The 10684-nt window shown below is 65.3% G+C and carries 13 protein-coding genes; 7 read left to right on the top strand and 6 right to left on the bottom strand.

The features are described from left to right. Together leuC and JWR89_RS20730 are read left to right on the top strand one after the other, a co-directional pair. On the top strand, positions 1 to 1277 hold a 1277-nt coding region (gene leuC / locus JWR89_RS20735), incomplete at its 5' end, for a 3-isopropylmalate dehydratase large subunit (protein ID WP_299719627.1). A 217-nt stretch (positions 1278 to 1494) separates the two neighbouring features. Further along, the gene (locus tag JWR89_RS20730) at positions 1495 to 2661 is read left to right on the top strand and encodes a crosslink repair DNA glycosylase YcaQ family protein (RefSeq protein WP_299719625.1); all 1167 of its coding nucleotides are present in this window, start codon (positions 1495 to 1497) and stop codon (positions 2659 to 2661) included. A gap of 141 nt (positions 2662 to 2802) precedes the next feature. On the opposite strand, the gene JWR89_RS20725 is transcribed toward JWR89_RS20730, so the two are convergent. The 4 genes from JWR89_RS20725 to JWR89_RS20710 all read right to left on the bottom strand — a co-directional run bounded on the left by JWR89_RS20725 (position 2803) and on the right by JWR89_RS20710 (position 4702). Then, a complete protein-coding gene (locus tag JWR89_RS20725) occupies positions 2803 to 3477 on the bottom strand; it encodes a hypothetical protein (RefSeq protein ID WP_299719623.1) in 675 nt (224 codons plus the stop codon). 234 nt (positions 3478 to 3711) lie between these two features. Beyond that, positions 3712 to 3957, bottom strand: coding sequence for a hypothetical protein (locus JWR89_RS20720; RefSeq protein ID WP_299719621.1), 246 nt, complete (start codon positions 3955 to 3957; stop codon positions 3712 to 3714). 194 nt (positions 3958 to 4151) lie between these two features. Then, the gene (locus tag JWR89_RS20715; protein ID WP_299719619.1) at positions 4152 to 4322 is read right to left on the bottom strand and encodes a hypothetical protein; all 171 of its coding nucleotides are present in this window, start codon (positions 4320 to 4322) and stop codon (positions 4152 to 4154) included. Positions 4323 to 4393: 71 nt separating this feature from the next. Then, positions 4394 to 4702, bottom strand: coding sequence for a hypothetical protein (locus JWR89_RS20710; RefSeq protein WP_299719617.1), 309 nt, complete (start codon positions 4700 to 4702; stop codon positions 4394 to 4396). A 111-nt stretch (positions 4703 to 4813) separates the two neighbouring features. Here JWR89_RS20710 and JWR89_RS20705 point away from each other — a divergent pair, with 111 nt between their 5' ends. The 3 genes from JWR89_RS20705 to JWR89_RS20695 all read left to right on the top strand — a co-directional run bounded on the left by JWR89_RS20705 (position 4814) and on the right by JWR89_RS20695 (position 6870). Next, positions 4814 to 5215, top strand: coding sequence for a metallopeptidase family protein (locus JWR89_RS20705; RefSeq protein ID WP_299719615.1), 402 nt, complete (start codon positions 4814 to 4816; stop codon positions 5213 to 5215). A gap of 223 nt (positions 5216 to 5438) precedes the next feature. Beyond that, a complete protein-coding gene (gene leuD / locus JWR89_RS20700) occupies positions 5439 to 6044 on the top strand; it encodes a 3-isopropylmalate dehydratase small subunit (RefSeq protein WP_299719612.1) in 606 nt (201 codons plus the stop codon). Between the two features lie 34 nt (positions 6045 to 6078). Then, positions 6079 to 6870: a hypothetical protein gene (locus JWR89_RS20695; protein ID WP_299719610.1), complete on the top strand. Its 792-nt coding sequence runs from the start codon at positions 6079 to 6081 to the stop codon at positions 6868 to 6870. Between the two features lie 91 nt (positions 6871 to 6961). Here JWR89_RS20695 and JWR89_RS20690 read toward each other — a convergent pair whose 3' ends face one another. Continuing rightward, positions 6962 to 7837, bottom strand: a complete 876-nt coding sequence (locus JWR89_RS20690) for a CoA ester lyase (protein ID WP_299719608.1) — start codon at positions 7835 to 7837, stop codon at positions 6962 to 6964. 125 nt (positions 7838 to 7962) lie between these two features. On the opposite strand from JWR89_RS20690, the gene JWR89_RS20685 reads away from it, so the two are divergent. Then, entirely contained in the window at positions 7963 to 8598 is a 636-nt protein-coding gene (locus JWR89_RS20685) for a carbonic anhydrase (protein WP_299719606.1), read from the top strand. Positions 8599 to 8702: 104 nt separating this feature from the next. Here JWR89_RS20685 and JWR89_RS20680 read toward each other — a convergent pair whose 3' ends face one another. Then, positions 8703 to 9737, bottom strand: a complete 1035-nt coding sequence (locus tag JWR89_RS20680) for an aspartate-semialdehyde dehydrogenase (RefSeq protein WP_299719603.1) — start codon at positions 9735 to 9737, stop codon at positions 8703 to 8705. Between the two features lie 136 nt (positions 9738 to 9873). Here JWR89_RS20680 and JWR89_RS20675 point away from each other — a divergent pair, with 136 nt between their 5' ends. Then, entirely contained in the window at positions 9874 to 10674 is an 801-nt protein-coding gene (locus JWR89_RS20675; protein WP_299719601.1) for a hypothetical protein, read from the top strand. Positions 10675 to 10684: the final 10 nt, after the last annotated feature.

Raw genomic sequence — 10684 nt, 5'->3', positions numbered from 1 at the left:
GCCTGGCCGGCCGCCTCGTGCGCCGCCCGGACAAGACGCTCGCGACCGCGGACCACAACGTCCCGACGGACGGCACGCCCGTCGCGGCGCGGATCAAGGACGTCCTGTCGCGCAAGCAGGTCGAGAAGCTCGAGGAGAACTGCGCCGAGTTCGGCGTGCCGGTCTTCTCGCTCGGGTCCGACCGCCAGGGCATCGTCCACGTCGTCGGTCCCGAACAGGGCATGACCCAGCCGGGCATGACGATGGTCTGCGGCGACTCCCACACCGCCACGCACGGCGCGTTCGGCTCGCTGGCCTTCGGCATCGGCACCTCCGAGGTCGAGCACGTGCTCGCCACGCAGTGCCTGGTGCAGAAGAAGCCGAAGTCGATGCGGATCAACTTCGTCGGCGACCTGCCCTTCGGCGTCACCGCGAAGGACATGATCCTCGGCGCGATCGGTCAGATGGGCGTCGACGGCGCCGTCGGCCACGTCGTCGAGTTCGCAGGCCCCGCCGTCGAGGCGCTCTCGATGGAGGGCCGCATGACGATCTGCAACATGACCATCGAGGGCGGCGGCCGCGCGGGCATGATCGCCCCGGACCAGACGACGTTCGACTACGTCCAGGGCAAGCCGGCCGCGCCGACCGGCGCCGCGTGGGACGCCGCCGTGGAGACCTGGAAGCAGCTCTACACCGACGAGGGCGCGACCTTCGACCGCGAGATCGACGTCGACGTCACCGCGCTGTCGCCGCGCGTCACCTGGGGCACCACGCCCGACATGGTCGTCGGCGTCGACGGCACCGTCCCCACCCCCGACTCCTTCGACGACCCGGCCGAGCGGGGCCAGGCCGAGCGGGCCCTGGAGTACATGGGCCTGCAGGGCGGCGAGCGGATCGAGGACATCACGATCGAGCGCGTCTTCCTCGGCTCCTGCACCAATGGCCGCATCGAGGACCTCCGCGCTGCGGCAGCCGTTCTGGGTGGCGGCAAGAAGGTGCGCGAGGGCGTCAATGCCATGGTTGTCCCCGGTTCAGGGCTGGTCAAGGAACAGGCGGAAGCCGAGGGCCTCGACAAAATCTTCCTCAAGGCCGGCTTCGAATGGCGCGAACCGGGCTGCTCCATGTGCCTGGCGATGAACCCCGACAAGCTGCTGCCCGAAGAACGCTGCGCTGCGACCTCGAACCGCAATTTCGAAGGCCGCCAGGGCCACAAGGGCCGCACCCATCTGGTGTCGCCGGCAATGGCTGCGGCTGCGGCCATCGCGGGGCATTTCGTGGATATCCGCGAGTGGCGCTGAGTTAGCTGCTCCGGCCATGGTTGTTGCGCGCAGCTCTCATTGGGTCGTCCCCGCGAAGGCGGGGACCCATACACGCTGTCGATTCGTGCCGGCACGCGGCTGATGGCTTCCTCCAATTGATCGGACAGAGGCTATGGATTCCCACATCCGCGGGGACGACGGTTGAGAGGTCGGTGCACTGTCAAAGCTGACGGTGAATCCTGCTATACTCCGGACGATGCCCCGCAAGCCCGCCGATCCAATCCCTGTCAGCAACGCCGCCGCCCGCCGCATCTGGCTGCGGGCGCAGCGGCTTGATGTGCGCGCGCCGTTCGGCGAGGGCGCGCAGGGTGTTGCCGACGCAGTGGCGCATCTCGGCTATGTGCAGATCGACACCATCAACGTGATCGAGCGCAGCCATCACCACATCCTGTTCTCGCGCATGCCCGGCTACAGGCGCGAGCATCTCAAGCACGCACAGAGCCGCGACAAGAGCGTGTTCGAGTACTGGACGCACGCGCTGGCCTACGTGCCCGCGGCGGACCTGCGTTTCTTCGTGCCCGACATGAAATACTACCGTAGCAACGGCCACGCGTGGTTCGCGACGGTGACGCCGGCGGACATGCGAAAAGTGATGCGGCTGGCGAAGGCCGGGCCGCTGTCGATCCGCGACATCGACGACGACGTGCTGCGTGAAAAGGATCACGAATGGGCCAGCCGCAAGCCGTCGAAGCGCGCGCTGCAGCTCGCGTTCTACGAAGGCCGTCTGACGATCTCCGAGCGCACCGGCATGCTGAAGACCTACGATCTCACGCTGCGGCACTTCGGTTGGGACCGACTGCCGAAGGCCGCTACCACCCTCGAGAAGATCGCTTATCTGCTGGATCGCGCGTTACGCTCGCAGGGCATCGTCAGCCTGGATTCGATCTGTCATCTCGATGCGCCCAGCAAGGCCGCGGTGCGAAAACTGATCGAGGCGCGGACGCGGCGCGGCGAGCTGGTGCCGGTCGCGCTCGACGGCTCCGGCAAGCAGGAGCATTGGGCGGCGCCGGCGACGCTGCAGGACGACGGCGCGGGCGAAAGCGGGCTGGTGCACATCCTGTCGCCGTTCGATCCGCTGATCATCCAGCGCAAGCGGACGAAGCTGTTCTTCGGCTACGATCACCGCTTCGAGGCTTATGTACCCAAAGAGAAGCGTCAGCTCGGCTATTTCGCACTGCCGGTGCTGGTGGATGGCGAGATCGTGGCCGCGCTCGATCTGAAGACCGACCGGCAATCGCGAAAAGTGCTGATGCAGAAATGGAACTGGGTCGGCGACGGCGCGAGGAAGGCGCCGCGCAAGGAATGGAAACGCCGCATCGAGGAAGAGCTTGGCCGATTCGAGCGATTTCAGCTCGGCGATTGAGTGGATAGCCGTGCCCCGGACGCGATGCAGCACGAAGTGCTGCTTCGCTGAGCCGGGGCCGTCGCAAACGCCGGCCCCGTAACGGTCCCGGCTGTGCGGAGCGGTACAAGGGCGCCGCACCGCGTCCGGGACAAGTACGTCTTACCAATAAACGTTGAACCGATGGTGATGCCGCCGGTGCCAGTGGTGCCGCAGCCACGGCCGATAGCGGCAGATTTTACGCGGGCCGTAATAGGTCATCACGATCCGGCAGAAACGGCGCGGATGGTAGTAGCGCGGGTAGTAGTAGGACGGCTGGTAGCCGTAGTAGCGCGGGCGAAAGTGATGCCGGCGGTGGCCGTAAAACACCGGTGCCGCGTAACGAAAGCCGCCGCCGTGAAACGCGGGACCGCGTCGGAACCCGCCGCCGTGAAATGCCGGGCCGTGACGAAATCCGCCGCCGGCAAAGGCCGGCCGGCCAATCGGTCCGCGAAACGCCGGCGCTGCGGCGCGAAATCCACCGCCGCCGCCATGAAAAGCGGGGCCGCCGCGAAATCCGCCACCCCCTCCGCCACCGTGGAATGCGGGGCCGCCTCCGCGGAAACCGCCGCCGCCGGCATGCGGCGCGCCCCCACCTCCGCGAAATCCACCACCACCGCCACGGTGCTGCACCTGGGTGGTGAGCGCATCGCGCGCCTGCCCGGCGGCCGGCGCGGCGCCGGGGCCGATCAGCGACACCGCTCGCGCGGCCGGCACGGCCGACAGCATCATCGCCGCGGTGGCGGCCATTCCGAGCGAACGCACCAGTCCGCGCCTCAAACCTCGCATCGCCGTCATCTGCATCATCCTTCCGGATTCTTGCAACGCATCGAACTGCGCCGGCGCATGCCGGCGAGGCGTTGCTTCACTCGCCCTTGCGCAAAACTATCGATGCCGATCTGAACGCGTCATGAATGCCGCTGCGACAAAACGTGCCAATGCTCGCGCGCACGGTTCGCTGCGCGCACAAAAAAGCAGGCTCGCTTGCGCGAGCCTGCTTGTCGAACGAATTATTGATTCGGCGTTGCCGGCTCACCAGCGATGGCGATGACGCCAGTGGCGGCGGTGATGCCAGCCGCGATGACGATGCCAGCCATGATGACGATGCCAGCCGCCGCGATGCCAGCGCACTTCGGTGGTTCCGGCTACTGTCTCGCTTTGCACCGCGGCCGCGATGCCCGGGCTGGCCAGCGACATCGCACTGGCGCGCTCCGCCGGCGCGGCGATCGCCAGCAATCCCGCCACTGCGGTCAGGCCCAGAATACTTTTCACATTCATGTGCATCCTCCTTGGGGTCTGCGGACATCGTGCCGACGTCAACCAGCGCTACTTGCGTCGTAGGATCAGGCTAGGACTGGCGACGTGAATGAAAACTGAATGGCGATGCCGCTCACATGAATGCAAAAGCGCCGCGCTGGTTCCGCAGCCATGGCGCAAAACCGGTACGCGGCGTCATGCGTATCTCTCGTAACTCAGAGACGGGAGGTCACCATGTCGATATTGCCATCGCGGAAACTGAACGTGGTTGCGGCGCTCGCATCGGTGGGCGGAACGCTGGTCGCGGCGGGAAGTGCCATGGCCTCGCAGGGTCCCGGCGTGATGCCCGGAACCGTCAGTGCATCGCTGCAACTGGCGATGGCCATCGTCGTCTATGGCGGGTGCGCGCTATTGATCGCCGCAGGATTGTTCGGCGCCGTCAGGCGGCGCCGAGCTTCTAGCCTGGACGCCAGAAGCAGTTCATCCGCGGAACGATAACGGTGCCGCTCGGGCGGAATTCCTGCACGTAGGTGGCAGTGCAATCGCGCACCGCATTGGGGCCGGGATTGTAGCGCGGGTAGACGCCGCGCACGTCGTAGTTGCGATAAATCCGGACCCGCGCGCGAGGTCGGCGGGTTTGCGCCGAAACGTCGGGGCCGGGCTGCGCCTGCGTGACGCGCGCGGTGGTTTGAGCCTGTGCGACGCCGGCCATCGGTAAGCCGCCGAGCGCCGCCGCCAACCCCATCGCTGCAAAGCTGATCCGCATCCTACGCCCCGAACCTGACATCCACGACCGCAACGTCACCGATTGCCGCCCGCCCGTCAACCGCGGGCCGGCGGCTTTGCCGAATCCGGTCCGGTTGTCTACAAAGGCCGGATGTGGCCCGCCGCAAAAGCCCCCGATCTCGCCGAAATGGAAGCCATGGCGCACGACATGTTCGCGCGCCTGCCTGCCGGTTTTCGTCGGCTCTGCGAAGGCGTCATCATCCGGGTCGACGACTTCCCCACGGAAGAAGTGCTGGAAGAGATGCAGGCCGAGACCGAATTCGACCTGCTCGGCCTGTTCCAGGGCGTGGGCCTGCCGTTCCAGAGCCACGACAACACCGGCCAGATGCCCAACATGATCTGGCTGTATCGCCGCCCGATCCTGGATTACTGGGCCGAACACGACGAAACCCTCGGCCATATCGTTCGCCACGTCCTGATCCACGAGATCGGGCATCACTTTGGCCTGTCGGACGACGACATGGAGGCCATCGAAGCCCAGGTCGAGGATTGAGGTTTTTACTTCCCTCTCCCCTTGTGGGAGAGGGTGGATGCGCGCAGCGCGGCCGGGTGAGGGGTAGCCGCAAGCTCCGAGCCCAGTAACCCCTCATCCGTCACGGACTTCGTCCGTGCCACCTCGCCCCAAAAGGGGGGAAGGAAGAGGAAGCCCTGCGCAAATCAGCCTTGGACGTCACGCCCAATCGGGTTAAAACGCCGCCTCAACCGGGAAGAGAACCATGGACAAGTTCACCACGCTGGAAGGCGTCGCGGCGCCGCTGAAGATCATCAATGTCGATACCGACATGATCATCCCCAAGCAGTACCTCAAGACCATCAAGCGCACCGGACTTGGCAAGGGCCTGTTCGCCGAAGCGCGCTACAAGGACGACGGCAGCGAGAACCCCGACTTCGTGCTCAACAAGCCGGCCTATCGCAATGCCAGGATCATGGTGGCCGGCGACAATTTCGGCTGCGGCTCGAGCCGCGAGCATGCGCCCTGGGCGCTGCTCGATTTCGGCATCCGCTGCGTGATCTCGACCTCGTTCGGCGACATTTTTTACAACAACTGCTTCAAGAACGGCGTGCTGCCGATCCGCGTCTCGCAGGACGATCTCGACAAACTGTTCGACGACGCCGAGCGCGGCGCCAATGCCACCGTGACCATCGACCTGCCGAACCAGGAGATCCGCGGCCCCGACGGCGGCACGGTGAAGTTCGAGATCGACGCGTTTCGCAAGCACTGCATGATCAACGGTCTCGACGACATCGGCCTGACCAAGGAAAAGCAGGCTTCCATCGACAGCTACGAAGCCAAGGCAAAGACCGCGCGCGCCTGGGCCTGATTGTTGGACCTGATGGTCGTGGAAGGTGACGCGCGTGATTCCTGACGTCGCCACCTTCTGGGACGGGCCGCTCGATGCGCTGCGGCTGCTGTGCCTGCGCTCGCAGGTTGCCGCCGGCCACCGCGTTACACTTTACAGTTTTGCGCCGCTTGCGGGCCTGCCCGATGGCGTCGTCAATGCCGACGCCGAAGCGGTGCTGCCGCGCGCTTTCGCCGAGCGGCTGCGGCCCTCCGGCCCTGACGGATCGTGGCGCGACTGGACCACGCTGCAGTTCAGCGATTTCTTCCGGATGCGGCTGATGGCCCAGGGCGCCGGCCTGTGGCTCGACGCCGATGTGCTGCTGCTGAAGCCGATCGAGATCGATCCGGCCAAGCCCTACTTCGCCTGGGAGAAATCGCGGCAGCTCGGCAATTCGGTGCTGTACCTGCCACCGGGCGATCCGATCATCAAGGCTTTCGATGCGCTGATGCAGCAGGACGAACTGACGCCGGACTGGCTGGCGTGGCGGCACCGACTGACGTTTGCCTGGCGCAAGTGGCGCGGTGGATCGCAGCGGCTGTCGGATATTCGGGTGGCGATTTTCGGGCCGGCTTCGCTCACCGCGCTCGCACAGCGCTTCGGCTATGCGGACTACGCGCTGCCGCGGAAGTCGTATTATTCGATTCACGCCGAGCCAAAACGGTTCTTCGAGCCGTCGGATTTTTCGGCGCTGCTATCGGATCCGGAGATTCTCGGATTTCACATTTCGCCCAAGGGGCGCGGCAAGGAGCAGCCGATCCCTGGCAGCTTCTATGCCTGGGCGACGGCGCGGATCGCGAAACCGTAGGCTGGGCAAAGCGAAGCGTGCCCACCACCGATGTGCGGAGCGCGCGATGGTGGGCACGGCGCAAGCACGCCTTTGCCCACCCTACGCACGCTCACCCCATCGCGGCGATCGCAGCAGAGATCGCGATGGTCCGCTTCGCCATCTCCGCGTGCAGCCGTTCCACCATCTTGCCGTCGAGCTGGATCGCGCCGCGGCTGGCGTTTTCCGGCTGTTCGAACGCTGCGATGATTCTTCGCGCCTGCGCCACTTCCTCGGGCGGCGGCGTAAAAATCTCGTTGCAGGCGTCGATCTGGCTGGGATGGATCAGCGTCTTGCCGTCGAAGCCGATATTGCGGCCCTGGGTCGCTTCCTCGGCGAAGCCTGCGGGATCTCCGATGCCGCTGTAGGGGCCGTCGAGGATTTCGAGCCCGTGCAGGCGGGTGGCGAGGATGCAATGCGTGATCATCGGCAGCATGGCGGCGCGGCCGGGCATCATGCGGATGCGGGTCTCGCGGGCGATGTCGTTGGGGCCGAACACGAAGCCGGCCAGCCGCATCTCGGAATCCCGCGACGAGGCGGCGAGCTCTTCGGCATGCAGGATGGCGCGCGAGGTCTCGATCATCGCCCAGACCTTGATCGACATGTCGGCGCCGATGTCGCCGAGCCGGTCGGCGATCGCCGAGAGGTCCTCGACGCTGGAGATCTTGGGAACCAGAATGCCGTCGGGTTTGGCCTTACCGGCCATGGTGACGTCGTCGATCCACCACGGCGAATCCAGCGCGTTGATGCGGACGATGACCTCGCGCTTGCCGAAGCCGCCGGCCGCCAGCGTCTGCGCGATGGCGTCGCGGGAGGTGGCCTTGGCGTCCGGCGCCACGGCGTCTTCGAGGTCGAGGATGATGCCGTCGGCGGGCAGGCTGCGGGCCTTCTCCAGCGCGCGCGGGTTGGAGCCCGGCATGAACAGCATGGTGCGGCGCGGACGGATCATGAAGCTTCCCTGTCAGCTATAGCTGGTTGTTTTTCAGGCATTCGCGATAACATTTCGGCCCGGCGCCCGAAAGGCTTGTTCGCGGCCGGATCCTATGGTTAGCCGGGGCAACCCAGAGGCAAGCCATGACAGCATTTCCGCCCAGCCTGATTTCCGGTTACCAGACCTTTACCTCGCAGCGGCTGCCCACCGAGCAGTCGCGGTTCCGCGAATTGTCCGAGCGCGGCCAGTCGCCGGAGGTGATGGTGATCGGCTGTTGCGACTCCCGGGTGTCGCCGGAGGTCATCTTCGATGCCAGCCCGGGCGAACTGTTCGTGGTGCGCAACATCGCCAACCTGGTGCCGGTGTATCAGCCCGACGGCGGCGCCCACGGCGTCTCGGCGGCGCTGGAATATGCGGTTCAGGTGCTGAAGGTGAAGCACATCGTGGTGCTCGGCCACGCCCAGTGCGGCGGCATCCGCGCCTTCGTTGATAACGCCGCGCCGCTGTCGCCGGGTGATTTCATCGGGCGGTGGATGTCGATGTTCATCAAGCCCGGCGAAAAGGTCGAGATCCGCGACCACGAGAGCATGACGGAATTTGCCACCCGAATCGAAAAGGCCGCGGTGTTCCGCAGCCTGGAAAATCTGACGACGTTCCCGTTCGTCAGCGCAGCCGTCGAGCATGGCGATCTGCAGCTGCACGGCGCTTATTTCGGCGTCGCGGTGGGGTCGCTGTCGGTGCTGGATCAGGAAGCGAAGGAATTCGTGCCGGTGAAGTAAAGTGCGTAGGGTGGGTTAGCGCGAAGCGCGTAACCCACCGCCTTTCGATGATCGCACGCCGGCAGGTGGGTTACGGCGCAAGAGCGCCTAACCCACCCTACAAATTACGCCGCTTTTTTCTTCGCGGTGATCAGCTTGCGGTTGATCAGGCATTCCGCGATCTGGATCGCGTTCAGCGCCGCGCCCTTGCGCAGATTGTCCGACACGCACCACAGCACCAGGCCGTTCTCGACCGTGTTGTCCTCGCGGATACGGCTGATGTAGGTGGCGTCTTCGCCGGCGGCTTCGTAGGGCGTGACGTAACCGCCAGGCTCGCGCTTGTCGATCACCAGGCAGCCCGGCGCATTGCGCAGGATGTCGCGGGCTTCATCGGCCGAGATCGGGTTCTCGAATTCGATGTTGACCGCTTCGGAATGGCCGACGAACACCGGTACCCGCACGCAGGTCGCGGTCAGCTTGATTTTGGGATCAAGAATCTTCTTGGTCTCCATCATCATCTTCCACTCTTCCTTGGTGAACCCGTCTTCCATGAACACGTCGATCTCGGGGATGACGTTGAAGGCGATCCGCTTCGGGAACTTCTTGTTGATGAGTTCGGAGTTCGTGTAGACGGCCTTGGTCTGCGAAAACAGCTCGTCCATGGCATCCTTGCCGGCGCCGGAAACGGACTGGTAAGTCGAGACCACGACGCGCTTGATGACAGCCTTGTCGTGCAGCGGCTTGAGGGCCACCACGAGCTGCGCGGTCGAGCAGTTCGGATTGGCGATGATGCCCTTCTTGGTGAAGCCGGCCACCGCGTCGGCATTCACTTCCGGCACGATCAGCGGCACGTCGGGGTCCATGCGCCAGGTCGACGAGTTATCGATCACCACGGCGCCGGCCGCGGCGATCTTCGGCGACCATTCCTTGGACACCGCTCCGCCGGCCGACATCAGGCAGATATCGACGTCGCTGAAGTCGTAATGCTCCAGCGCTTTGCATTTCAGGGTACGGTCGCCATAGGAGACTTCAACGCCCATGCTGCGGCGGGAGGCCAGCGCCACCACCTCGTCAGCGGGGAATTTGCGTTCGTCCAGGATGTTGAGCATTTCACGCCCGACATTGCCGGTCGCTCCGACCAGCGCGACTTTGTAACCCATCGTTCACTCTCCGAAGAAAAATGCTTCGCCTCCGCAAGCTGCGGAAAGGGAAGAGCCGCGCTTCTATGCGAGAAACGCTTCCAAGACAACGCCAACACCACGTCTCACGACGATTTTGCGACCGCCAGTGTGCCAGATGCGTTCAATTCGGCTTTCCGAACCCGGCCAGTCCGGCATTCATCCGGCCCTGCAGAGCTTCGCTGACGAGTGCGGCGCCATTGCCGTGCGGCTGCTTGCTTATATGGGGAGCCTGGCGCTGCTTGTCATCGTCGCCGTCAATCTGTGGGACGGCGTCGAGCTGGAGGCCGCCACCGAGCCGGTGGCCAAGGCGGGCTGGAGCGCAGCCGCCCGGTCGCATCCGGCTTTCGCCGTCAGCCAGTTCGATTCGTCAGGAAAGACAGAGATTTACGAAATCTGGCGGCATCCCGACGGCGGCCGCAAGGACGTCATGCGCTGGGCTGCGGCGGGCGAAAAGCCGATCGCCGAGCTGGAAATCTATCGGCCCGGCGCTGAAGCCGGCCCGGCCGGACTGCCTGCAGACGAAATCGCCGGTCGCATGAACCCTGGCGGCGCCCGGGAAGTTGCCGGCGAAGGCATCGTGGACAGCAAGTTCGGCCCGGTGACGCTGTTCGGTTTCGCGGACCGGCCCGGGGGCAGCAAGCGTTGCCTCGGCTTCATGAAGGGCTTCGAGGCGGCGAATCTGAAGATTTCCGGCTGGTCGTGCCAGGGCGACAACCTGCCGGCGCAGCGCGCCGCCGTCGCCTGTACGCTGAACCGGCTGGTGCTGCTGGCCGCCCGCAACGATCCCAAGCTGGCGGAGTTGTTCGCCCATGCCGAGTTGAAGCGCAGAGGCTGTGCGACCGGCTCGGCGCTGCCGGCGACCTCGGCCGACTGGGTCACCGGAGCCCAGAACCCGCTGCTGCGCGGCAGCCTGTGACGCGCCATCC

This window comes from Tardiphaga sp. (assembly GCF_028290785.1).
Classification (GTDB): Bacteria; Pseudomonadota; Alphaproteobacteria; order Rhizobiales; family Xanthobacteraceae; genus Tardiphaga.
The sequence above is the reverse complement of the archived record's forward strand: the minus strand, read 5'-3'. Positions and strand labels throughout refer to the sequence as shown.

What these genes read in the sequence shown, in the direction of transcription:
- JWR89_RS20730 (WP_299719625.1), top strand. Translation starts at nt 1,495, where the DNA reads ATGCCCCGCAAGCCCGCCGATCCAATCCCTGTCAGCAACGCCGCCGCC.
- JWR89_RS20725 (WP_299719623.1), bottom strand. Translation starts at nt 3,477, where the DNA reads ATGACGGCGATGCGAGGTTTGAGGCGCGGACTGGTGCGTTCGCTCGGA.
- JWR89_RS20720 (WP_299719621.1), bottom strand. Translation starts at nt 3,957, where the DNA reads ATGAATGTGAAAAGTATTCTGGGCCTGACCGCAGTGGCGGGATTGCTG.
- JWR89_RS20715 (WP_299719619.1), bottom strand. Translation starts at nt 4,322, where the DNA reads ATGGCCATCGCCAGTTGCAGCGATGCACTGACGGTTCCGGGCATCACG.
- JWR89_RS20710 (WP_299719617.1), bottom strand. Translation starts at nt 4,702, where the DNA reads ATGCGGATCAGCTTTGCAGCGATGGGGTTGGCGGCGGCGCTCGGCGGC.
- JWR89_RS20705 (WP_299719615.1), top strand. Translation starts at nt 4,814, where the DNA reads ATGTGGCCCGCCGCAAAAGCCCCCGATCTCGCCGAAATGGAAGCCATG.
- leuD (WP_299719612.1), top strand. Translation starts at nt 5,439, where the DNA reads ATGGACAAGTTCACCACGCTGGAAGGCGTCGCGGCGCCGCTGAAGATC.
- JWR89_RS20690 (WP_299719608.1), bottom strand. Translation starts at nt 7,837, where the DNA reads ATGATCCGTCCGCGCCGCACCATGCTGTTCATGCCGGGCTCCAACCCG.
- JWR89_RS20685 (WP_299719606.1), top strand. Translation starts at nt 7,963, where the DNA reads ATGACAGCATTTCCGCCCAGCCTGATTTCCGGTTACCAGACCTTTACC.
- JWR89_RS20680 (WP_299719603.1), bottom strand. Translation starts at nt 9,737, where the DNA reads ATGGGTTACAAAGTCGCGCTGGTCGGAGCGACCGGCAATGTCGGGCGT.
- JWR89_RS20675 (WP_299719601.1), top strand. Translation starts at nt 9,874, where the DNA reads ATGCGTTCAATTCGGCTTTCCGAACCCGGCCAGTCCGGCATTCATCCG.